This is a genomic window from Haloferax sp. ATB1, from assembly GCF_000730175.1.
Map to the genome: position 1 here is coordinate 1 of NZ_JPES01000042.1, position 21,896 is coordinate 21,896.

Genomic DNA, 21,896 nt, shown 5'->3' on the forward strand with positions numbered 1-21,896 from the left:
GACGCGATGACTGAGGACGAACAGGACGTTCGCATCCCGGTCCCGCTACCGGTCGAAGTGGGCGAGGACCAAGCCGCTGAAACCGAAGATGGGTTCCTTGTCCGTCGTGTTCGGATGCCGCTGTTCGACACTATCCAATTGAATACGGGCGTCTCGAACTTCGGAGAGTACTTCGCCGCCTTACAGGGCGTGCTGGACACAGTGAAGGACCACATGGCACTCGCCGAGCAATTGGGTGGTGACTTCGACTGGACGTACCACAGTGGGCTTGAAGAGCGAGTGAACCACTACACGTCGCAGAATTACTCCGGTGTCGAGGAGTTCTTCGAGCCGTACGTCACCGACATGCTTCAGACCGTCCGGTATCTCAAGGTGGAACACAACGACGGGCGGCTGTTCAAAATGTTCGAGGACACGGTGTTAGCCCTCGTCGTCAAGAACTACATGGAGTACGACTTCGTCGTCGGGAACCCACCATACGTTCGTACACAGAACCTCCCCGACGAGCAGAAGACGATGATGGATGAGCTATACGACTCAACGACTGGGAACTACGACATCTACTGCCCATTCTACGAACGGGGCCTCGACTGGCTCCGTGACGAGACTGGGAAACTCGGGTTCATTACGCCGAACCAGTTCATGGTTACAGACTACGGCGAGGGCCTTCGTCGCGTGCTACTGAGAGACAGCCGCATTGAGGAAGTCTACGACTTCCGTGATTCTGGGGTATTCGCAGATGCAAAGAACTACCCTGCTATCGTGATTCTCGAAGACGAGCCGGACTCGGAAGCACGTGAAGCGAACATGATTCGCTGTGTCCGAGTCAAAGCCGATACGAAAGCACCGACAAACCGCGACCTCGATACGGCAGTTCTTGAGGCTGTCCGAACTCACCGCGACGACCCCGGCTATGAAGACGACTTAATTAACGTGTTTGATTACCCACAGGTCGATTTAGACGACGGCTATTGGTCGTTGATGCCACCGGAGGAACTGAGTATCATACACAAGATGGAGGCGGCGAGTGACGCAACTGTTGGGGACGTGACCGACTCGGTATTCGCTGGGACGCAAACGAGTGCGAACGACGTTTTCCTCGTCACACCGGTCGATGCAAACCGAATCTCTGCTGACGACGCTGGTGACACGGTTACAGTTGTCCCAAAGGGTGAGGATCGCGAGTACGAGATTGAGACAGATACGCTACGCCCATGGTTGCAGGGCCGTGACGTCAATCGGTGGCGTGGAGACTGGTCTGGTGAACACGCTATCGTGCCATACACTCTTGAGAACGACGACAAAGGGCACCTCACGTCAAACCTCATCGACCGAGATTACTTGGAGAACGAGTTACCTCTGACGTGGGAATACTTAACGGAACATCGAGACACCTTAGAGAGCCGCGAAGGTGGACGGTTCAAAGGCAGAAACGACTGGTACGGGTTCGGGTATCCGAAAAGCATGACACGGTTTGCTGACCCGAAACTCATCTGCCCTGAAATCGCTGCAGAAGCAACGTTCATGCTTGATGACGTCGGAACGTGGTATTTCAAGGCCGCGTACGGTGTCCAACTCGAAGACGAGTTCAAGGACTGGACAGATACGTTCGCCGCCCTGTTGAACTCGAAAGCGTTGGACTTCTTCCTCAAGCACTACACAACGCTGAAGGTTGATGGGTACTACAAATACACCACCAACTACCTGACTCCGCTCCCGATTGCGTGGGGAGATGACGACGACCGTGCCGAGATTCGGGACCTCGTCTCAACGATTACGACAGCGATGGATACGGAGAGTAAAACTCACAGATTCCCCGAGGCGTACATCGGGGAGTACGATGGCGAACTGGATTACATCGCGTACGAGTGGCAGACTCGTCGCTATCCCGTGAACGCCGAAGTGCAAGGCGACGTTGACGGTGACTTCACCGTCCAAGCCGGTCGTTCCGACACTATCACAGACTCCGCGATGTACTCCGATGACCGAGATGCACGGAAGAACCGCGCACAGTACGTCCTCGCTGCCGTGGATGGTCGCAACGTCAAAAGTGGTGAGACCACAACAATTCCGATTCCACGAGACGACAGGGGTGTTGAGAAGTTGCTTGAGGCCCTCCGTTCTGATTCTGAAATGGTGGCCGAAACCAATCTTGATGAGTTAGAACAGAGGGTCAACAACATAGTGTACGACATGTTCGGTATCACGTCCGATGAGCAAGCCCAGATTGAGAAATACTTAGAGACGTTCCGAGTTTACTAAGGTCAGAAATTAGGATTCGGCAATTGCGAACTCACGGAGCAGATTTCACGTTTTCTGATCCGCGGTGTCATCGGATTTCGAACTTTCAGTCTACCCGGAATTTTAACAACCTCGCAACAGTCCTTCTTGTTGGTTGGGTTAGAAAATGAACTCCACCCACATTAGAAAGCAAATCCTAGCGGTCGGAGTGGCGCTGATGTTGATTCTCGCAGGTTGTACAACTTCATCGAGCCAGCCGATGCCGAAGCTGAGCGTCCTTCGCCAACATCTACGCCAACACCGACTGCTACGTCAACCCCTACATCAACACCAACACCGGCTAATCAGCAACCGAAGTCTGTCGAATACGGGAAGGTGACCTACTACAACGCCACTAAATCTGAGATTCGAGCCGTCAACGATACGATGACTCACTTCTTCGAGAAACTACCTGAGAATGAAACTCAGAGAACCGCTGTTGTCGCTACAATGGCGAGTGAGAGTTGTACCTATGGAAAGGTGAACGAGACAATGTTTACCTCTGCCTCATTTGCCCATAAACGGGGGCAGCAACTTTACCACGTCGCCCGCTTGATGCGAGCAAATTTCAACAGCAACATCAATCCAATTCAGATCCGGAAAGTAGCCCGTACCTCTTCGAAAATCGGGCAGTACACAACCATTGTGGGTACGTACAACGACTACCACAAGGCCGCCTGTGCCTTCGACCGGGATAGCCCTGAGACGGTTGAAGATTACTACCTCGCCAGCGCTGCGCTCGGCTTTGAGCTGTTGATGTTCCAGTATGGGATGTACTACAAGACCGCGTTCAAAGCGAACCGCGCTCTCTCTCATCAGCGAACGTATCGTGTTGTTCAATCCACGTTCGGAGACGAGGCGCTTGGCCTCATGATGAGCGGCTCCTACTGGTTGGTTCACGGAGGTCTGCAAGCCGCTCCGAACTTCGTGCGTGACCGAGCGGACGAGATGAATCTCACCATCTCTTCAGAGGCCACAGAGGTCGACCATCAGAGGACAATTGAGAAGTTTGTCGGCTCAAAGGTAGTTCCACGACAGGTATCTGAGGCGGCGACGCTCTGCTACAACAATATCAAAGAGCAAGCTGAGGACGATGGGAGTCTATTCAACCAAGCGGAGGAGTTTGCCGAAGACATCAGGGGCGGCTTCCTCGGTGGAGAGTACACGATTTCTGAGGTCGTAGAGACAGCTGAGGGAGTCGAACCGAGTAAACTCTCTGAGGAGCAGATGAAGAAAATGCAGAACTGTATCGAGAAGCAGCAGTCTGGGTAAACTGTTCTCGGGCTGTATGGTTCTGACCTTCCACAAGAAACTTAACAAATGATGAATTTCTAACCATATGCAGAAAGATTGGCCACCAGAAGGATACTCTGAGCCACGAGAGTATGACAAGAACGAGCGACACATCATCGGTATCGCATTCGTCATTGCTGGAGTATTCGCCGTTCCTGCACTTCTCCCGGTTCACGAAGGTGTGACCGCGTACTGGGTGATGTGGAGTGACCTTGCCGCCGTTCTCAACATCTCGTACCTAACTACCGCAGTTGGCGGAACGGTAACGTCTATGGTCGGGATTTACGTCCTGTTTCGAAAAGTGATGGTTCCAATTCACGAGGGAATCCACTACGGTGTGGGTCTTCTACTGGAACTTAACCCGAGATTCGGATATGAGGAGATGATGTTCCACAAAAACCCGAATGTGGTGGCGCTTTCGACGAACATCCCCGCCTGGAAGAACATGGCGATGCTCATCGCACCATTTGCAATTATTGGACTTCTATCGTGGGGGCTTGTTCAGGTTTCGGGGGGCCTCGTTGCCGGAATAGCGGCAATTGTTTTGTGGATTAATTCCGCCGCCTCCGCACAGGACTTGTATCACTACGTCCGACTTCTCCGTATGAACCCAGAAACGAAGTTCGCTAATTTTGAAGAGGGCAATCAAATCAGAACGGAGTACGCCGTACCAGAGCAGTAGGTAGAAAGTCTTCGTAGACACTCATCGGGCGATGTTATCTCCGGATGAGAGCCGAAACTCAAAGAAAATCGACTTCAATTGCGAGCCGATTTACCAAATAGCGCGCCTGCCTTGCCGACTCATTTGTTAATTTCCACCCTCTCTAGGCGAGAGTTCCATACTCCTCATTTGAACTCAGGGTACTTGATCCTGAAGTTAAATTCTTTGAACACGGCTTTTGCATAGCCTCTCTGTTTCGCCTTCGGGGTTGCGCTACGAGTTTTGAACACAGTACCTCGTTCTTACACCTGCGGGGTCGCCGTGTCAACCACCGACTGAATTAGTTCAATCATTGGATCACCAATTTTCTAAACTTAACAACAAACCAGAATTTATAACGCTCTAACCACATGTTTGGAGTGATGGTATCAGAAACCATTGCCGCGTCGTAGAAGACGGCAAAGTGACCGATAGAGAACTACTGGTTGTTGGAGGCGTCCTCGTTCTGGCCGCCTATCTCAAGTCCAGTAAGTGACCACGTGGGGCCGGGACCACCTACGAAAATCAACACAGTCCCTCGTTCTGATTCTATCATCGCTGCTGGCCGAGTAGCAACTGTTTAGTCGACGTTTCATGCAACCGCACCAGCTTCCGACGGCTTGAGGCGTTCTGACTAACGAGCATGAAGGTGTTAAATGAGGTACCTGATTTTATTCTGTACCTTACAGCCCAATTGTGGTATTTACTCTCTGGTGTGCTACCAGGGAAATCTCTCGAAAGGAGATCCATCTACCTCAAGTCTCGCTACTTTGGGGGTTTCAGTATCGTCAAGTCGTTCACCTGTGTATCGGCGGCTCTCCGGTAGTCAATGGGTTTCATAGACTAACTCACCACAGTATGCAAATCGATGCGGAGGTCCGTTCTTGTAGGTCGGATCCCCCAGAGGTGGCAATTGGCTATAATCATTCTCAGATTGTTTGCGGAGACAATATGAAGTTCTCCCCCACTCAGACAAATTTCGCAATCAGAACCTCTCACTCTCACACCGGGGCTCTGTTATTGTCCGGGACCGCGAGAATAGATATCTCTTCCAGTTGTAGACGTGAGTTGGAAGTGAGACAAGAATGCAGACCTGAATAGTGCGCTATGTTGAACGGCGTCGAAGTCCCCGACGAAGGTTCGTGGGGCTACTCGAGTGGGTGGATACCAGACGATATCGTCGCTGCTCGATGTCCACTCCCCGACAAGGGGAGCACCGAGAGCGACACGAACAGTTCCAGAGGCGGCCAGAGATCCAAACAGTTCGGAAGAGTCTACTATGCTATCGAGGTGAAGTCGGTTGCGAGTGGAAATCGCGTCCGGCTCACAGAAAACCAGCGGGAGATGATGGCGACCGTCAACGACACGTTCGATCACGTTCACCCGGTGGTCGTGATTATAGACCTTGGTGGGTTTCCAGAGTCAGTAGAAATTACAGTCGAAATGTATCAGGAGTCCGTATGGGCCGACAGACAGGCCTCAAAGACCATCTAACCAGTGGATACTAAATGCGGTCAAAGAGCTCTGAGTATATCATCTAGACGTTCACTTACGGAAGTTGGAGGGCGTCAGCGGACGACCGAACCGTGGACTTGCTTGGGAGGGGTGCCTCTGACGACAGCAATTTCAAATTGGTCAACTCACTAATCAACCTGTCTATTGTCTGGGAAGTGTCTGGCGGGATTACGGCAATCCACACCCCAGGCGTCGAATGTAAAATCAGGCGACAGGGACGCTTTCAGGGAACCAACGGTTGTCCACCAAGCGGCTCGAATCGCGAGTCCCGAAGGATGACCGCCTGGACGATGTCTGAGTCCTCGAGTAGATGGTAGAGGTAGGGAGTGACGCCTCGTCCCCGACCCCTCCCGACAACGCGTTCGGTCCGTCCGAGAATATCGAGAAACACGGCTTCGTTAAGTCGGTCATTCATCCGGCGCTGCGAGAGCGTATCCATGTCTAGCTGGTTTGTGATGTACCTGTAGACCTCGTAAATTTCGTTGCTCGAAAACTCGGCCTCATTCTTAGACTCAACGAGTGCTGCTAGCGCGAGAATTGGAGCTTTTGCCTGGGTTGGTTGATCTTTGAGTAAGGCCGCAAAGCGGTCCATATCGGCCTTATCACGAGCATCCTTGACGTGCTGATCAGTCACTTTCTCAGCATCACTATTCTTCGCGAGCTCGCCTGCGTTTCGGAGGATGTCCAGTGCCTTCCGGGCGTCGCCATGTTCTTGTGCTGCATACGCCGCACAGAGCGGAATGACGTCGTCAGTAATCACACCCGGTCTGAACGCATCCTTACGGTTCTCCATAATCGCACGGAGTTGATTTGCATCGTACGGGGGGAAGATGAATTCAGTATCTTGGAGACTACTCAGCACACGCTCGTCGAGCGATTTTTTGAACGAGATCTTGTTGCTGATCGCGATAATCCCCAGATTGCACGAATCAATCTTCCCAGCCTCACCAGCACGAGAGAGTTGCATCAGAACTTCATTCTCTTGCAGTTTGTCGATTTCGTCGAGAATGACGATTACAACGTCATAGAGTTCGTCGAGAATTTGCCAGAGCCGATGATAGTACGCGTCGGTCGAGAGTCCTGTTTCGGGGATAGAGATGCCAGTTCTCTCGGGGTTATTGAGTTCTCGAGCCAGGTTGACGACGACACGAGTCTCAGTAGATGATTGGGTACAGTCAACGTAGGCGCGACCCATCTCCACGCCTTGATTGCCGGCGAAGCGTTGGGCACTCCGTGTGACGTGTTTCGTGACGAGAGACTTTCCTGTTCCAGTTTTCCCGTAGATAAGCGTGTTCCGGGGCGAGTTACCACTGATAGCTGGATGAAGGGAGGACACGATATTCTCGATCTCCTCGTCCCGCCCGATGATGCGGTCCTCGTTAGGAATGTGGTCAATTTCGAGCAGTTGTTTTCGCTCGAATATCGGGTCCTCAGCAGCCCACATTTCATCAAGTGAGCGTTGTTCCTTGCCGCCTGAAGTCATACAATCGACACCCGGTGGAGAGCATATAAAGATAGGGTAATACACACCCCGTACGTCGAATGTAAGTGCCGTTTTGGACGGCCTTTAGACCGATTTTCTGCACATTCGAGAGTAACCCAGACATCCAAGCGTCGATTGTAACACACACCCCGACTGTCGAGTGTAAACCTTGCTTCGGCGCAGGTCCGTACCGGGGGACACCCCAGGTGTCGAATGTAAATCGATACGTGCCGTCGTTACAAACCACTCACTTAGCGTCGGGCGAGCAGACACACCCCACCTGTCGAAAGTAAATACCCGGAGAACACTATTGACAGAACCTCTATCGGCCCGTAGGGTGAGACACACCAAACAGACTGTCTCGCCTAGTTGGTATACGGTAGCTGTTTTCGTGTATTCGACTTATACTTTCCGCTAAATATAGATATCAGTGGACAGAGATTAGAACAATCGACACAACCTCTGCCTCTTTCAGACGAGTATCTGAGCGTCCCATCCCATCTATTTCGAGTGTTTACATTCGACACGTGGGGTGTGGGTGTCATAGTAATAATATTGATAGGTGTGTTGCAATCCGTGTTTCTGGGATATTTATGGAAGTGACAAAAGCAACTGATTACGACGGTAAATTACTTGACCGCTCGAATTGGGTATGGTCTCCAGAAGCCGAGTAGACATTCGAATACTCTCGGTCTCGAGCGGTTCTCCTTCTGGTTACGTTGTTTCGCTACTGGAGATTGCGATTGACACATCGATGTCGTCGGCAGAGAGTTCCTCTACGGTCTTAATCGCAATCTCATTGATCAGCTCGTACGCCTCTCGACCCAGCCCACTGTACAGTAGAGCGAAGGATTTCATGAGGATCACTGCCTCCGTGAGTTCGTCATCTGTTGATCCATCTTTGCTGCGAGCCATCGATTTGAACGCAGATGAGGGATCGAAGTCTTCCCAGTGGTAGAGTATGGCAAAGTCAGTCAGCGAATGTCGTATCTTCTCGTCAAGCCGGGTGTGGTACCGTTCCGGTGGTGCACCCCGCTCGCCATTGATGCACTCCCCGATACACACCCAGTCTGCCTGGGTGAGGAAGCCATTTCCTATCCCTCGAATGAACTGTTCATCCTCGTCGACGAGTTCGCTCCCACACTCGTGGCAGTACCTGGCCGATTCGGTTGCTCCTGTTGATCTGCACTTACGACACTTCTTCATGTGTCGCATTCTACCCCACAAGGCATAGAACCGTACACGTCACTTCGGGCTTTGATGGACAACACCACCATATTTTATCTATCCTCGACGGCAACCTTCGGTTGAGTGAATTGCAATGAGTTCCAGCGCATCAAATAATCCCCCTGAAGACAGCCCGTGGACGCCGGATGAGGCGTCGTCTGGGTCGGACTTCTCAGAGGGCAAGCGCGAGATTACTGATGGCTTCCGGAAGCTTGGCGACGGTGCCTCAGAAGTCGTGCATGGGCTCATTGTCGTCCTTTTGATTCTCCTTGTCCGTCTGTGGGATGACGACGAGGAAGAGCGTGCTAAGGAGTCTATAGAACGAAAAGAGGAATGGGACAATCTGTCTGCATCGGTCCAACGCAAATTCGACGAATCGAACGTAACCGAAGACGATGTCGATGATGCGATAGAATGGGCCAGGTCACAGTAGTCTTCGACACCAACGTCCTCATTTCTGGCCTCGGTTTTGGTGGAAAACCCAAGGAATGCATAGACTTAGCCGTCATGGGAGACGTTCAAATAGTCATCTCAGAGGATGCTCTCGACGAATTTCGAAGGTCCTCACTTATGACCGCCTGCCCTTCGATGAAGAAGAGCAACAGACACTTCCAGACGATCTTATCCGACTCACCGGGGCCGAAGTTATCAACCCAGAAGTCTCTGTCGAGGTAATTGAAGACGACCCTGACGATGACGTCTTTCTTGAGTGTGCGCTCGCAGCAGGGGCAGACTACATTGTTTCTGGTAACGACCACCTCCTTGACGAGCATCCGTTCCGTGGTATCAAAATCGTAGAGCCGGCAGAGTTCTTGACCCTCATTCGCGACTGATCCGCCTCTTGACACCCTCACGAAAAGAGACAGTAAAGATGTGCTGAACTCAGGACGCGAATCGTGCAAGGTTGCGGACATCGATCAACCGGAACAGCCGATGATACAGTCAAACGTTAGTACATAGCCGATTCCCAAAGCAATGACCAAGAGAACAACGAGTAGGAGGACTGCTAGAAGCCTGTTATAGGTAGGGGGTCGTTCTTGTTTGCTCATATGAATCTTGTTTGCCACGTCTAATAGAGAACAGATAGTTGGTTCGGCCGTGCTGAACTTATCCTCTGTCAGTGTCACGCCACACTTACTATTCTCTGAAAATTTCAACAGAGCCGAAAGACTCTAACAAAGGAGACACATTCCTCTGAACTCGCTTACTCTCCGTTATTTATTTCTTCTCGAATGATTCGCCGAACGTCCTCCTCACTAAGCCCACTCTCAAGCCGAGCGTCGGCGACATCAGCAGTCAACGCAGACAACAATTCATACACATGGTCGAACTGGTCTGCAATCGAATCATATGACTCATCTTTTGCGTTCTTCTGGGTGAGCGCAGGCGTCTCCACTTCGATATCCCGTGTGACTGGAATTGGTGTTAACATTCGCGACCGAGTTACGGTTTCTACGTCGCCAAGATTATCGATGAGGTGGTTCGAGAATCGTTCTTGCGCATACGCTGGCCCGTGGATCAGTGAAATTGCTCGTGGTCCGACGTCCCTCGCGAATGATAGTAGTCCGTGTTGGGCGGCGTGTCCGCTTAATCCATCAACCGGTGTCACCCAATCAGCCGGGATCGTAGCTCGTGTGTACATCCCATCGTCGGCCTGCACCCAGTCGACAGTCCCGTCGTTTTGTGGCCAGTCAGGCCCAAACGGGTCTGTGTCTAGGAATAGCGTTGCCGATTCTTCTTCGGCTTTGAGTACGTTCTGGAGTTTCCTCCCGCCCGTTCCTTTCGCTTGGTACCCGGTGAGGAACACATTCGCTGATTCGTATCGTGCAGCGAATTCGGCGAGGTATCGTGGAGAGTGACCACCTGTGAGCATCCCACTTGGAGAAATAATCAACGGGATGTTCTCACCGGTTTCTGGGTTGAAATTGCTGAGAATGCGTTCCCGGTCAGCGTCGGTCCCCGGCATCAAGGCGTTCTCCGGGAGGAATGGCTGGCGGTCCTGCGCGTTTTTCACGCGATTCGGGATTGATTCATCGAAGTACGTTGTGTCCTCAATATGGGTGTGGTACAGGTTTGTGGCGTCCTGCGCCATCCCATCAATGACCAGCACGACTTCATCTTGGATGTGGCTCGGCATCGTGTGAAGCCGCTCTTTGAACAACAACGACAGCGTCTGTGCTCGCCCCACACTGAACGTCGGAATCAATACCGGCTCGCGGTTCTTTAACGCACGTTCGACGGACTTGTAGACCGAAGTGCGAGCGTCCTTCATCGACGTATGGCTGTGCTTCCCACCATACGTGGATTCTATCATTAACAGGTCTGCTTCCGGAGGCGGGTCCATCGGGGGGAGATGCGTACTCCGTCCACCAACATCACCACTGAACACGACACGATACCCATTGGTTTCGAACGATATCCACGCGCTCCCTAGGAGGTGCCCAGCGTTCCCCATCGTGAACCGCAATGGGTCAATATCTGAGACGTGCGTGTACTCACATACACGGCCCGATTCATAGTCGACTGGTTGGAACCGTTCGTAGACTCGTTCGATGTCTTCTTCATCGAAGTGCTGTTCTCGTCCGGGTTTCTGTGCCTCCCGGCGGTGAATCTTCAACGAGTCCTCAAGGAGTGTCTGAGCGATTTGGGTTGTCGGGCGCGTCGCCACGATAGTTGCGTCATCGTCAAGCAACCCGCGATTCTCAAGGACAGGGAGCGCTCCACAATGGTCGATGTGTGCGTGCGTCAGGAACACGCCGTCGACCTGGCCTTTCTCGAGTCCACGGAAATCCGGGAACTGCCCACCGGTCCCTTGGTTCAACCCAGCGTCAACTAAGAGTGTGCTATGTTCTGTTTCAAGTTGATAACAGCTCCGTCCAACTTCCATTCCGCCCCCACGCGGGACCACAACCATTGGTGTGTCCTTGTCGACGGTGACGTCGGCGTGTTCGAGGGGGTCGAATTCGTCGCCCGTGTCTTTGGGGAGCCACGGCATCTCTGGGTCATGACTCATCACTTCAACACCTCCGTGGCGTGGAATACCGTGTGCTCGCGTTCCTGCCCAACGAACTTCACTTTCGACACCAACCCGTCCGTCTCATTGACGAGAGATGGAACGAATTCCTCGAGTGAGTCCAGCACCATACTCAACGGCCGGTTCTGGTCGCCGTCCGCGTTCAATTCGTCGAGCTGGTAGACCGAGGGAGTCAACGACAGGTCATTGTTTTTCTCTGCATCAGTTTCGGTGTAGTACTGGGCCCGCCCACCGGACACACTAGTTGTTCGTCCATGCCGGAACGGTTTTGCTTGAACTTCCTTGATACGGGTCAACCTCGTCGGTGTTCTGGTTTCTCCGGGGAGGGCTTCTTTGATGCTGTCACGCACATTCGTCGCGGACAGGGACCCTTCCTTTGCGAACCGAACCATTGTCATCTCACCATTTCGGTCGTACATATCTGGTTTCGGTACCAAATTCCCCGTCGCTGAGTCTGTGGTGAGGAAGTGACTTGGAATTTCTACGAGATCAATCTCTTGGAGCGTGAGGGTGTCCGTGTTCACCACAGGATGATCGTCCTCGAGATGGTTCAGAACTTCAGTGAGCTTCTCACAGAACTCAGGCGGTGTCCACGCAGTCGTCTTGTCGGGAGCACGCTCTACGGGGTTATCGAAATGAACCGTTTGTTCCGGGATGTACGGGGCACTCGGTTGGTTGACACTAACAGGGTACGACGGAGACTTGTAGGTGTCGTCTGTGGTGTCTGCACCTCTCGGACGTGGGAGACCAAGCTTCATGCGCACCGGGAACACGTTCGACGGGAGTTTGTCCAGTACAGACAATGGGTTATGGTCAGTGAGTAGTGCGGCTCGTGTCTCGGCTGATTCGGGTTTTCCGGACATGAATTGGGTACTCGTATTCGAAACGTGGCGCTTCATCAGCAAAACCTCGTTTCGCACCGAGTATGCTATTGTGTTCACTACAGGGGGATATGAATTAACACGGCTCAAGGATTCGTGTTTCATTTTTGAACGACCCTTCGGCAAACTCCAATACCGAGTATTTTGGTTCCTTGAATAGTCGAGAATCGGAAGTAGGACCAGAACACCGACCTGAAAGACTTTTTTGACTGTAACATAGCTCCAATTTGGTCGTCAAAAGTCATACTAGCACTTTTCCACCTAAGCGAGGCAATTTGGACACGCTCAATTTCTTTGTTGGACGCAATTCCAGTGTCACACTATTGTCCTTGAATACACTATTCTCTCTACCGCAGAGATCCATCGAATTTCTCAACAATCACCACCAAAAGTCTCATATCCGATGTAGTGCTTTATTACAAGTACATCCAATTTGAGACACCATGCTAGAGGAGAATGAGTTGCGAATCATGGCGACACTTGATTCCCCTAAAAAGCGCCGAGCACTTGCTACTGAGCTCGAATATGAGCCGGGAACCATCACGAACGCTGTGGTACATCTCGAAAAATTGGGATTGGTCACCCGTGAACGGGTGGGAAACGAGACGATAATACACCCAACGTCTGCGAAGTGCCTCGAGGTGTACCAAGACCTCACGGCAACCAACTCCCACGTTGACTTCCCGGAATTGCTAACGTCGTCGATGCTTCGTGTCCTCTATTATCTCCCCGCGGATGAACCAGTGTCGGCAGCCGAGCTTGCCCAACGAACCGAGGTGTCACGGGCAACTGTCTATCGGACGCTCAAGACGCTTACAAACCGGGCAATAGCTGTTAAGCAAGGAACGAGATACCGCCTCACCGAACAGTTCTCAGGACTTCACAAGTTCGCTGTGGAGCTCCGGCACCAACACCACCGTACGCAAGTCCAGACCGACATCGGGAGTGGAACACTTCTGTGGGAATCTTATGACGAGTTCATTGTGCGAACAGACGAGGGTGTTGACGACAGTCAGTACCTGCTGACAGGACTCGGTGCATTCAGCGAATACGGTCTGCAGTTCTTCACGCGCTCGGGGAACTATTACTTCTACTCAGAAAGCCGAGAGTCACTCTCACCGGCCGAGTTGGTCTGTCATCTACTCCTCATCGAGAACGACGCTCGCCACCGAAAGTACGCTATGCTTCTCATTACCGCAACCAACACATCCCACGAAGACGTTCACGAAGTCGCAACATCCTACGGAGTCGAAGACATCATCTCACCTCTCTTGACGTACCTACGAACAGAAGGCGAACAGACCTCAGGCCAAACCCCACCTTGGTCTGAAATGGAATCGCTCGCTCGTGACTACGAGGTAGAAATATGACCCGCGAGTCGACGTTGGAATACACGGCGATCCGAGAACAGTTTCACGAACTCGCGAACCTGATCAACGAGCCGATTACGGTGTTCCTCATTGGAGGTGGCGCTCTTACGCTCCAGGAGCTCAAGAACGCGACAAAAGACATCGACCTGATCGTTAGAGAAGAGTACGAACTCAAGCAGCTTTGGACAGCACTCACCGCAGCGGGATATGAGCCGCCAGAAGACCTCGAACAAGAGTATGACGAACTTGACGCGGCGTTTATCCTCGAGAACGGTAAGCGTCGATTCGACGTCTTCCACAGGCAAGTCGCCGGCGTACTCATGCTGAGTGACGACATGGAGGCCCGAAGCCAGCACCTCTTCGAAGACGGACCGTTGACTGTCCGGATGGTGTCACTCGACGATATCTTCCTCTTCAAATCGGTCGCGAATAGAGACGATGACGTCGACGACATGGTTGTACTCGCACAAGCAGGAATCGATGAGGAGTTAATCGTCCAAGAGGTGCACACCCAGTTGTCGCTTATCGGTCGAGACGAGTTTGTCGGTGCCATGAAGCACAAACTCGCCCGTCTCCAAGAGCAAGGGTACTCATTCGACATCCAAGATGAGATCGAACGCTTGCACTCACGAACCGTAGACGGTGAACGGGTCGATCAGTGTATTCGACTACTTGCGGAAACCGAATACGATGACGACTTGTACGAAGGAGTTCCCGAACGGACAGTCGAATCAAGGGTAGGTGAGGAGACAGCTACGTCGGGTATTGAGTGGCTCCAGCAAATCGGGCTCGTCAGATACGGTGAGGACGGGTCACTCGTCCTCCAAGAGAAAATTTGATACCCGAATGGTAAAATCCAAACATCGTTTCCTCGTACAATCAGTTAATGAGTGAGCCAAAAGACGCGGACACGAGACCAAAAATATCAGTTGCAGTTGTAGATAAGAGCCACACGAACGAAATCCCAGACAATATTGACTCTGAATTATATACGACAACAAGGCCTGAGTCATCGTTGGTTGAGTTTGCGGCTGACCCTGACGGAGAGCTGGCAGAGGCACTCAGGCGAAACGGATTCGACGTCTGAGCTAATCCACTTACACACCTACGGCTCTGTTGAAATACTCAGGGCCTGACAGATGTCGCGTGCTGAATATAGAGGGGGATTCCTCGCCGTCCGAACGCTTATCCTCTGAGACCGATTCGAGTTTAGTATGGCAAGTGCGACTCGCAACGGTGACGACGACTTTGAGGGGGTCGAGTTCATCCGCGAAGACGACGGGAGTATCACCGCCCGCGATACCGAGACCGGTCTCGCACGTGGTGGCGACACCCGAGCAGAAGCACTTTCGCAGCTTGCGGAGGCTCTCGTTCTCCACGAGGGTGGTGGTGAGCCCATCACCGACGATGACTTCGAAGAACTCGGCCTCGACCCCGACGAGTTCGAGAACCGTGAACTGCCCGACTTTATGCAGTAGATGGTACGGAAGACGTTCTCTGGCCGCGAGGTCACCAAAGCACTCACCAAGTACGGATACGTCCCGAAATCTCGCCATGGAAGCCACGTTCGGCTCCGATACGAGCATCCTGAGACGGGAGAAGTCCGAAACGTCGACGTGCCGCAGCACGACGAACTCAAGATTGGGACTCTCAGGTCTATCGCCGACCAATGCGGCGCGAAGGACTTCCACTCGTGGTGCGAGTGGATCGAACAGACGCTGTAACCGTCATCGATGTGGGCGTCGGTATGCTGAACACTGGACTTACTGAGGTAACCGACATCGCGCTCCTGTCTGATCTTCTCGGGAGAAGCCTCGAACCTGGACTCATCGCAGTTGGTGAGTTGGGGACGTCCTCACCGCGGACAAGCCCGGTTCGTTTAGGTATCCAAGTCGGTCGCCGTCACGTCCTCGGGACGATGGAGCGGCCCGTCGTGGTGGTGTTCGTCCCTGGTATTCCACGTCGTAGGGCCACTCATCGGCCCATTTGAGAGCATCAGTAGCAGATGGGAAGCCGACGGTGTGCCACTCTCCACGCTGATCTTCATGGCAGACATAGCGGCGCACGTCTCGTTCGCCCCTTGGTCGTCGCGCGGTGCGAACGCAACGGGGCGGACCTGACGACTAGACGCCCAGGACCTACTCACGATTGCAAACATATCTTTGCACCCACAAACTAATATGAGCGCAATCCGTCTCTAGGACAATGACTGAGGATACACCGTCTCCACCGGACATGAATCTGACCGGTGAGTGGGACGAAGCCGTCGAGAGTCGGACGGTGAAAGATCGTGTGTATGAAGCAGCGACGACACTCACGGCCCCAACCACTGTTGCGGACGTCGCAGAGCGTGCTGACTGTACAAAAGAAGGTGCTCGTCCCCACTTGGAGTGGTTCGTCGAACTCGGAGTCCTCGAAAAAGTCGCAGACAATCCTGCACTTTTTGTCCGAAACGAGGCCTACTTTGAGTTCCGTCGTGTCACGGAACTGACCCGGGAGTTCAAAACAGCTGAAGCAGCCGACGAAGCAATCGACGAGTACCGAATCCGCGAACGAGAACTCTCGAGCTACTTCGCTGAATCCTCACCCGAGGCGGTTGTTCTTTCCGAGGCGACGTACGAAGATCTCGATGAGGCGTACGATAGACTGAGTGAATGGCGAACTGTCACTCGCCGCCTTCGTGAACTCCGAGAAGCCAAATTCCGTCTCAAATCAAATACCGGTGGGAGTCCTGCCTCGTCGTTCCCCTGAGCTCGATGGGACGCACAGATGACCTCAACGAAGAACGGATGCAAATTCTCGGTGGTCGACTCGCAGATCTCTCGGTAATCGAGACCGTCCAGTACTTCCCGTCTGGAAAAGAAGATCGTGTTGTTGCCACTCTTCAGTCGAGTTACTATCCCAACGTTGTGGATACTGCCACTCTCGAAATCCGTCTTCGACTGAATGGTGAGTTCAATATTCAGTATTTTGAGGAATGGGCTGGTGAGCGCTGGTCGTGTCGATGGGACCGCCACCCAAATACGCACAATACGCGCGACCACTACCACGTACCACCACAACCGCGAGAAGAGAGTGCGGTCGATGCAGTCTACCCAGATGATCCGAATGGCGTGCTTCGGGTTGTTCTTCAGACTATCGAGAAACGAATTAACGATGTCTGGGCGACAACAGATCCGGTTTTCCCGTCAGAATACGAATTCGAGAAGGAGTACGGTGCAGACTACCTCGTGGACACGTAGGCAGTTTGTCACTCTGGGCGGACGACTTCATCGCATGAATAGCACTCTGCGAACACGCCAGTTGCCCCATCGCCATCCTCGAACTCAATAATCGACTGATAGGCTTCAATCTCTTCGCCGCAGTCAGGGCATCGACCAAGCGCCGTCGAATCACTCGTCATGGGGGATTGTGGAGACGCATGTGACACAGATTGTCTCCAGTAGTAGTTACATGGTGTCACAGCAAAGATGTTTGGCCAGTTCGCGCGCCCCCCAAAGTCCCAATCTCCGGACCTGTGGTCGGCACTGGTTGTTGATATCGGACCAGGATAACCAATTTCAGAGTTGGCTATTTCGAGATAGGCTATTTTGCCTTCAAGCGCAACGGAGTCTGCTCGCATATTCCGAGCAGAAGGTTAGGAGCAAGTTAGGTACCTCAGGCAACTAAGGTAGAGATGGTAGGACAGAGACATTTCTGGATACCATCCATAATCGAGAACAGCCTTAGTTAGCTTATTTTCCACATTCACATTAGGTACCTCAGGTGCCTAAGGTGGCACTGGCCCATTAGGTGAGGTAGTTGAGCTAGGAACAATAGATAATATAGATGAATCAAGCGGTACAATGGTACCTACCTTACCTGCCTCAGGTACCTTAGGTGGCTTAGGTGAGGTAGTTAAGTCAGAAAATATTATATGATATGCGTGAGTCTATCCGCACAACCACAGGTACCTCAGCTACCTTAGGTGACTCAGGTGAACTCCAATGTCACAGGAACCCCAACCAAACGCTGTCGCACTGAACACGCTCAAGGGTGGCGTCGGGAAAACAACGATTTCGCTTAACACTGCCCGCGAGTTAGCTGAGCGAGGTCACGATGTTCTGCTTGTCGACCTCGACCCGAATGGTCACCTCACAGTTGGCCTTGACTTCCGCGAAGTCTATCTAGACGATGAGCACGCAGATCTCGGAGAGATCATCATAGATCGGGATGCAGAGCCAGATGACGCAATCGTTTCGACTGAGTTTGGGTTTGACCTCTTCCCATCAACAGCAGACCTCGAAGACGTCCAAGATCGTCTCGGGTCGGTGAACCACGGAACAGTCAGGATGCGACAGTTCCTTGTTGAGCCGCTCTTGGGCGAAACCTACGATTACATCATCATCGACACGCCCGGGAGTACGGGCCACCTCACGGACAACGCACTCGTCGCAACCGAGTCGATTCTTGTGCCACTCCGCCCAGGCCCTGAATCACTCGGAGGGTTCGAGCGAACGGTCGAGCGTCTAATCAAGCCACTTCGAGAGTTCATTTCGCTGGACTTGCTTGCAATTGTACCGACAGACCTCCAACGTCGTATCGATCAACAAACTCTTGACCGAGAGCTGATCGAGTCGTTGGTGACGCGTGAACATCTCGCTGCGAAGGTCCCGAACTTCGCGTATATCTCTCCAGCTGACCTGGAAAAGATTGATTCCGGAGAATGGGATGGCTCACTCCCAAAGCCAGGTATTCGCCACTCTGAGTCACTTTCCCGTGCAATTGGAGATCACAAACCGCTTCGAGACTACGCACCAGAAGATTCGATCCTCTCGTCGTTCGAAGAACTCGCAAGCATCATTGAACACGGAGAGGTGCGTCGCTAATGGGGGACTACACCGACCGCTTTGCAGGGTTGGATGAGGAACTTGCGGAAGTCGAAGACGATGACGAAGAGCAGGAGTCCGATACAGCCAAGTCTGAAACTACGGACACCTCTGGCGAGGTACGGGACGAGGTGACGGTCAAAGATGAAGACATAGAGTCAGACGTTGATTCCAAAAAGGAAGATGAAAGCCTCGAACGTGAATCAGAGGTGAGTAAGCAGTCAGGCATCGATGGACCAGAACAGGAATCCAATCAAGAAGTAAGGCCAAATACATCTAGAGCGCTCGAAGACAGTAATCCCGGTTTCCCCTTCTCTGAGTCGGTACAAGCTCAGATATACCCACGGCGAACCACCCACGACGAGTTTGAGGACTTCATTCAATTCGACGTGAAACAAGCGCTCAGAGAGTACGGTATCCGGAATGACGAGAAGCGTGAGATACACGAAGCAATCCTTCAGTTCGTAATGGAACATCCTGACGCAATTGCCGACAAGGTGGTCGAACTTCGCGAGACATAGGACGAGAATTATTCCACAACCCGTTAACACTCCACGATGAAGCGAAGTTGGTCACTCACGGAGTCCGGACACATACACCGTCGTTCATCTGTTCTTTGAGTCGAGAGTAGAGTGGTGATGGAGTGACGACTATAGTTAGTATATAAAACAAGGATATTTCACTCAGTTTCATAACTCTGGGTGAATTGATTAAACGTCATTAACACGCGTTTAACGGCTAGATAAACTACCTAGGCAACTTAGAATAGACGGTATAATTATCTTCTACCAGTAAATATATATAATAATGCGAAGACAGTGATTTGTGGTAAAAATCATTCAATGGTTCTAGTTCTAGTCTAGTGTTGATTCGGTTTTGGTGGTACAAACACGATGAATCATGTTTTGCCACTTGCTGACCTCGGGTTCACGTGGAAGAACAGATGAAATGTGGTGTGTGTGTGTGTCGGAACCTCTGAAGAACAAACGAACAGATGAACAGGTGGTGTCTGACATAGATTCGAGACTTCCTTGCCGAGCTGATGTCACAGTAGTTCGCTAATCTACATCGATGAAAAAGGAAATTCGGGCGGTGACTCTGTAATAATCGCTTTGGCGAATATTTGGTGTAAGAGCGTGACCTCAACTATGTTTCAGAAGAAGCAGATGAACAGTGGTGTCTGTTACAACATCAGTGTGTAGTTGAACAAGCGAATCAAATGAAATGTGGTGTCTACAAAAGAAACAGATGAACAGGTGGTTCTAGCACTCTCATCGTGAAATTCTGCAATAGATAAATTATTGATGCTTCAACCCGGTGAGATATGCCTGATTTCTCTAAAAGCTAATCGACTTTTGGACTTCGCTAGTATATCTTGGGAGTTGTCTCCGGGCAAAAGTTGGGGAACTAGTCTCGTCGACCGTGGACAATATGGACAACAACTCGGGAAACAAATGAAATACGGTGTGTACAAACGAAACAGATGAACAGGCGGTCCGGGGGGTTTATATCATTTGGCAACACAACCCTCACCAATGGGCCAATTTGAGTTCAAGCGTGGGAACACCCCCTACGTCAACAGAGGGGCACTCACCGACGAGTATACTCCAAATTCTCTCGTCGGTCGCGATGACGAACTCGAAGAGTACCACTCGGCGCTTGAGCCGGTTATTTGGGGAGAGACTCCAAAGAATATCTTCCTCTACGGTAAGACTGGGGTCGGGAAGACTGCCTCAACTAAATACTTCCTCAAGCAACTCGAAGCAGATTCCGAACAGTACGATGACCTTGTCCTGCGGACGGTATTTTTGAACTGCGACGGACTAGAGACGAGCTATCGTCTGTGTATTGCACTCGTCAACCAGATGCGCTCGGCCTCCCAACAAATCTCTGAATCCGGTTACTCGAAGTCTGAAGCATATGCGATGCTCTGGGAAGAACTGGAATCGAGAGCTGGAACTGTCCTCATCGTTCTGGACGAAGTTGATCACATCAAATCCGGTGAAGACAGTATTCTGTACCAGTTGTCTCGTGCCCATGCTAATGGGAACGTCTCCGATACGAAGATCGGAATCATCGGTATCTCAAACGACTTGACGTTCACAGATGACCTCTCACCAAAGGTCAAAAGCTCACTGTGTGAACGCCAACTTCACTTTCCAACATACGACGCGACTGAACTCCAAGATGTCCTCCAACAGCGTGCCGATATCGCGTTCAAAGACGACGGACTCGATGAAGGAGTAATTCCACTCTGTGCTGCATACGGCGCCAAAGAAGCGGGTGACGCTCGTAAGGCTCTTGACTTACTACTAGAGGCAGGCGACGTTGCTCGCGAAAACAAACGCAGCTTAGTCACCGAAGACGACGTCAACCGAGCACAAAGCCGGCTGAAATCGAAGAAGGTCAGGCGTGGGATTCAGGGATTACACGAACATGACCACTACATACTCTATGCTCTCTGTGTGTTGGCTGCAAACGGCAAGATGCCTGCGCGTACACGTGTGATCTACCCACAGTATGAGCGAATCTGTGAAGCTGGCGATATCGACCCCCATACTTCTCGCTGGGTATCTGACCACCTTGACGAGCTCAAAATGCTTGGCTTGCTTTCGGTGACCGAAAAGAACCTTGGCCGGAAAGGTGGAAAATACCGGAAGTGGGACTTGAAGACTGACATCTCCAACATTCTCGAATCGATAGAAGAAACCCTGAAAGTAGTAGGAGTCCTTCGCAGTATCGAACCGTACATCCCTGATTCACTCGAGCTTCGGTCCAACTGACGGTGCGGCATTTTTTGCTGGGGCCAGATTCGCTCCGATGTTCCTGCTGACACTGCCACTCGGTGGCTTCAGTAGGAAACCCATCAGTTGGCGCGGAGCCACCACACCTTGTACCGCCGCAAAATGCGGATACTGAGTCGTCTTTGTCTATCAACAATCTCTTTGCTGAATTAACTCGCCACTCTTTAAATACACGGTCAGACACACCACTCTTGCCAGTAAAAACTAGATCCCCCAACGACCTCAGATTCATCGCACTTCTATAGGAGAACGCGTCGATCGAGACCTTCCAGCGTCCAAAGAGTACTCTGGAACAACTACTCCACCAAGTCTATTACTCTCCGTTACATACTGTTACATATGCCCGTTGATTTCGAAAATTACCAGCCATCGGACCTTCCAGGACCGAATACGAATGGACGTTCCATTCTTCGCTTCCTTGCAGCGACTCCAGAAACAGGC

General features: G+C 51.9%; 20 protein-coding genes and 1 pseudogene. 16 read left to right on the top strand and 5 right to left on the bottom strand.

Going from position 1 to position 21,896, the window contains the following annotated elements:
• The 4 genes from ATB1_RS06995 to ATB1_RS07010 all read left to right on the top strand — a co-directional run.
• Positions 1-2,262: Eco57I restriction-modification methylase domain-containing protein (locus ATB1_RS06995; RefSeq protein ID WP_042662911.1), on the top strand; the 2,262-nt coding region annotated here is incomplete at its 5' end.
• A gap of 354 nt (positions 2,263-2,616) precedes the next feature.
• Positions 2,617-3,552, top strand: coding sequence for a hypothetical protein (locus ATB1_RS07000; RefSeq protein ID WP_042662913.1), 936 nt, complete (start codon positions 2,617-2,619; stop codon positions 3,550-3,552).
• Between the two features lie 67 nt (positions 3,553-3,619).
• Positions 3,620-4,255, top strand: coding sequence for a DUF3267 domain-containing protein (locus ATB1_RS07005; protein WP_042662915.1), 636 nt, complete (start codon positions 3,620-3,622; stop codon positions 4,253-4,255).
• Positions 4,256-5,380: 1,125 nt separating this feature from the next.
• Complete coding sequence (locus ATB1_RS07010; protein ID WP_042662916.1) at positions 5,381-5,767, top strand: hypothetical protein; 387 nt, start codon at positions 5,381-5,383, stop codon at positions 5,765-5,767.
• Between the two features lie 244 nt (positions 5,768-6,011).
• On the opposite strand, the gene ATB1_RS07015 is transcribed toward ATB1_RS07010, so the two are convergent.
• Both ATB1_RS07015 and ATB1_RS07020 read right to left on the bottom strand, forming a co-directional pair.
• Positions 6,012-7,271 (bottom strand): orc1/cdc6 family replication initiation protein, encoded by a 1,260-nt coding sequence (locus tag ATB1_RS07015; RefSeq protein ID WP_042662918.1) that lies wholly within the window; start codon positions 7,269-7,271, stop codon positions 6,012-6,014.
• 714 nt (positions 7,272-7,985) lie between these two features.
• Complete coding sequence (locus tag ATB1_RS07020; RefSeq protein ID WP_128081428.1) at positions 7,986-8,477, bottom strand: hypothetical protein; 492 nt, start codon at positions 8,475-8,477, stop codon at positions 7,986-7,988.
• A 115-nt stretch (positions 8,478-8,592) separates the two neighbouring features.
• Here ATB1_RS07020 and ATB1_RS07025 point away from each other — a divergent pair, with 115 nt between their 5' ends.
• Complete coding sequence (locus tag ATB1_RS07025) at positions 8,593-8,931, top strand: hypothetical protein (protein WP_042662922.1); 339 nt, start codon at positions 8,593-8,595, stop codon at positions 8,929-8,931.
• Positions 8,913-9,331 (top strand): annotated as a pseudogene (locus tag ATB1_RS24535) (putative toxin-antitoxin system toxin component, PIN family). The gene ATB1_RS07025 and the pseudogene ATB1_RS24535 overlap by 19 nt, the downstream one beginning before the upstream one ends.
• A 371-nt stretch (positions 9,332-9,702) precedes the next feature.
• Here the strand turns inward: ATB1_RS24535 and ATB1_RS07035 are convergent.
• Positions 9,703-11,511 carry an MBL fold metallo-hydrolase gene (locus tag ATB1_RS07035; RefSeq protein ID WP_042662926.1) on the bottom strand — a complete coding sequence of 603 codons (1,809 nt, stop codon included), beginning with the start codon at positions 11,509-11,511 and terminating at the stop codon, positions 9,703-9,705.
• Positions 11,511-12,431, bottom strand: coding sequence for a hypothetical protein (locus ATB1_RS07040; protein WP_128081430.1), 921 nt, complete (start codon positions 12,429-12,431; stop codon positions 11,511-11,513). The genes ATB1_RS07035 and ATB1_RS07040 overlap by 1 nt, the downstream gene beginning before the upstream one ends.
• A 425-nt stretch (positions 12,432-12,856) precedes the next feature.
• Between ATB1_RS07040 and ATB1_RS07045 the strand changes: the two genes are divergently transcribed.
• From ATB1_RS07045 to ATB1_RS07060, 5 genes are all read left to right on the top strand, one after another.
• A complete protein-coding gene (locus ATB1_RS07045) occupies positions 12,857-13,783 on the top strand; it encodes an HTH domain-containing protein (protein WP_042662928.1) in 927 nt (308 codons plus the stop codon).
• A complete protein-coding gene (locus ATB1_RS07050) occupies positions 13,780-14,622 on the top strand; it encodes a DUF6036 family nucleotidyltransferase (RefSeq protein ID WP_042662929.1) in 843 nt (280 codons plus the stop codon). The genes ATB1_RS07045 and ATB1_RS07050 overlap by 4 nt, the downstream gene beginning before the upstream one ends.
• A gap of 47 nt (positions 14,623-14,669) precedes the next feature.
• Positions 14,670-14,870 (top strand): hypothetical protein, encoded by a 201-nt coding sequence (locus ATB1_RS20475; RefSeq protein WP_004968206.1) that lies wholly within the window; start codon positions 14,670-14,672, stop codon positions 14,868-14,870.
• 127 nt (positions 14,871-14,997) lie between these two features.
• Complete coding sequence (locus tag ATB1_RS07055; protein WP_042662930.1) at positions 14,998-15,261, top strand: hypothetical protein; 264 nt, start codon at positions 14,998-15,000, stop codon at positions 15,259-15,261.
• Entirely contained in the window at positions 15,262-15,507 is a 246-nt protein-coding gene (locus tag ATB1_RS07060; protein WP_042662931.1) for a type II toxin-antitoxin system HicA family toxin, read from the top strand.
• Positions 15,508-15,662: 155 nt separating this feature from the next.
• Here ATB1_RS07060 and ATB1_RS22360 read toward each other — a convergent pair whose 3' ends face one another.
• Positions 15,663-15,839 carry a hypothetical protein gene (locus ATB1_RS22360; RefSeq protein ID WP_198526057.1) on the bottom strand — a complete coding sequence of 59 codons (177 nt, stop codon included), beginning with the start codon at positions 15,837-15,839 and terminating at the stop codon, positions 15,663-15,665.
• 149 nt (positions 15,840-15,988) lie between these two features.
• On the opposite strand from ATB1_RS22360, the gene ATB1_RS07070 reads away from it, so the two are divergent.
• From ATB1_RS07070 to ATB1_RS07090, 5 genes are all read left to right on the top strand, one after another.
• Entirely contained in the window at positions 15,989-16,534 is a 546-nt protein-coding gene (locus tag ATB1_RS07070) for a hypothetical protein (RefSeq protein WP_241768116.1), read from the top strand.
• A gap of 5 nt (positions 16,535-16,539) precedes the next feature.
• On the top strand, positions 16,540-17,025 hold the full coding sequence (locus ATB1_RS07075; RefSeq protein WP_042662936.1) for a hypothetical protein: 486 nt from the start codon (positions 16,540-16,542) through the stop codon (positions 17,023-17,025).
• Positions 17,026-17,769: 744 nt separating this feature from the next.
• Positions 17,770-18,651 (top strand): ParA family protein, encoded by an 882-nt coding sequence (locus ATB1_RS07080; protein ID WP_004968211.1) that lies wholly within the window; start codon positions 17,770-17,772, stop codon positions 18,649-18,651.
• Positions 18,651-19,172: a hypothetical protein gene (locus ATB1_RS07085; protein ID WP_042662937.1), complete on the top strand. Its 522-nt coding sequence runs from the start codon at positions 18,651-18,653 to the stop codon at positions 19,170-19,172. Before ATB1_RS07080 ends, ATB1_RS07085 begins: the two co-directional genes overlap by 1 nt.
• A gap of 1,014 nt (positions 19,173-20,186) precedes the next feature.
• Positions 20,187-21,434 carry an orc1/cdc6 family replication initiation protein gene (locus tag ATB1_RS07090; protein WP_004968215.1) on the top strand — a complete coding sequence of 416 codons (1,248 nt, stop codon included), beginning with the start codon at positions 20,187-20,189 and terminating at the stop codon, positions 21,432-21,434.
• The last annotated feature ends 462 nt before the right edge of the window (positions 21,435-21,896 follow it).

What these genes read in the sequence shown, in the direction of transcription:
- ATB1_RS07025 (WP_042662922.1), top strand. Translation starts at nt 8,593, where the DNA reads ATGAGTTCCAGCGCATCAAATAATCCCCCTGAAGACAGCCCGTGGACG.
- ATB1_RS07075 (WP_042662936.1), top strand. Translation starts at nt 16,540, where the DNA reads ATGGGACGCACAGATGACCTCAACGAAGAACGGATGCAAATTCTCGGT.
- ATB1_RS22360 (WP_198526057.1), bottom strand. Translation starts at nt 15,839, where the DNA reads ATGTCTGCCATGAAGATCAGCGTGGAGAGTGGCACACCGTCGGCTTCC.
- ATB1_RS07055 (WP_042662930.1), top strand. Translation starts at nt 14,998, where the DNA reads ATGGCAAGTGCGACTCGCAACGGTGACGACGACTTTGAGGGGGTCGAG.
- ATB1_RS07040 (WP_128081430.1), bottom strand. Translation starts at nt 12,431, where the DNA reads ATGAAGCGCCACGTTTCGAATACGAGTACCCAATTCATGTCCGGAAAA.
- ATB1_RS07010 (WP_042662916.1), top strand. Translation starts at nt 5,381, where the DNA reads ATGTTGAACGGCGTCGAAGTCCCCGACGAAGGTTCGTGGGGCTACTCG.
- ATB1_RS07085 (WP_042662937.1), top strand. Translation starts at nt 18,651, where the DNA reads ATGGGGGACTACACCGACCGCTTTGCAGGGTTGGATGAGGAACTTGCG.
- ATB1_RS07060 (WP_042662931.1), top strand. Translation starts at nt 15,262, where the DNA reads ATGGTACGGAAGACGTTCTCTGGCCGCGAGGTCACCAAAGCACTCACC.
- ATB1_RS07070 (WP_241768116.1), top strand. Translation starts at nt 15,989, where the DNA reads ATGACTGAGGATACACCGTCTCCACCGGACATGAATCTGACCGGTGAG.
- ATB1_RS07015 (WP_042662918.1), bottom strand. Translation starts at nt 7,271, where the DNA reads ATGACTTCAGGCGGCAAGGAACAACGCTCACTTGATGAAATGTGGGCT.
- ATB1_RS07005 (WP_042662915.1), top strand. Translation starts at nt 3,620, where the DNA reads ATGCAGAAAGATTGGCCACCAGAAGGATACTCTGAGCCACGAGAGTAT.
- ATB1_RS07050 (WP_042662929.1), top strand. Translation starts at nt 13,780, where the DNA reads ATGACCCGCGAGTCGACGTTGGAATACACGGCGATCCGAGAACAGTTT.
- ATB1_RS07035 (WP_042662926.1), bottom strand. Translation starts at nt 11,511, where the DNA reads ATGAGTCATGACCCAGAGATGCCGTGGCTCCCCAAAGACACGGGCGAC.
- ATB1_RS07090 (WP_004968215.1), top strand. Translation starts at nt 20,187, where the DNA reads ATGGGCCAATTTGAGTTCAAGCGTGGGAACACCCCCTACGTCAACAGA.
- ATB1_RS07080 (WP_004968211.1), top strand. Translation starts at nt 17,770, where the DNA reads ATGTCACAGGAACCCCAACCAAACGCTGTCGCACTGAACACGCTCAAG.
- ATB1_RS07045 (WP_042662928.1), top strand. Translation starts at nt 12,857, where the DNA reads ATGCTAGAGGAGAATGAGTTGCGAATCATGGCGACACTTGATTCCCCT.
- ATB1_RS20475 (WP_004968206.1), top strand. Translation starts at nt 14,670, where the DNA reads ATGAGTGAGCCAAAAGACGCGGACACGAGACCAAAAATATCAGTTGCA.
- ATB1_RS07020 (WP_128081428.1), bottom strand. Translation starts at nt 8,477, where the DNA reads ATGAAGAAGTGTCGTAAGTGCAGATCAACAGGAGCAACCGAATCGGCC.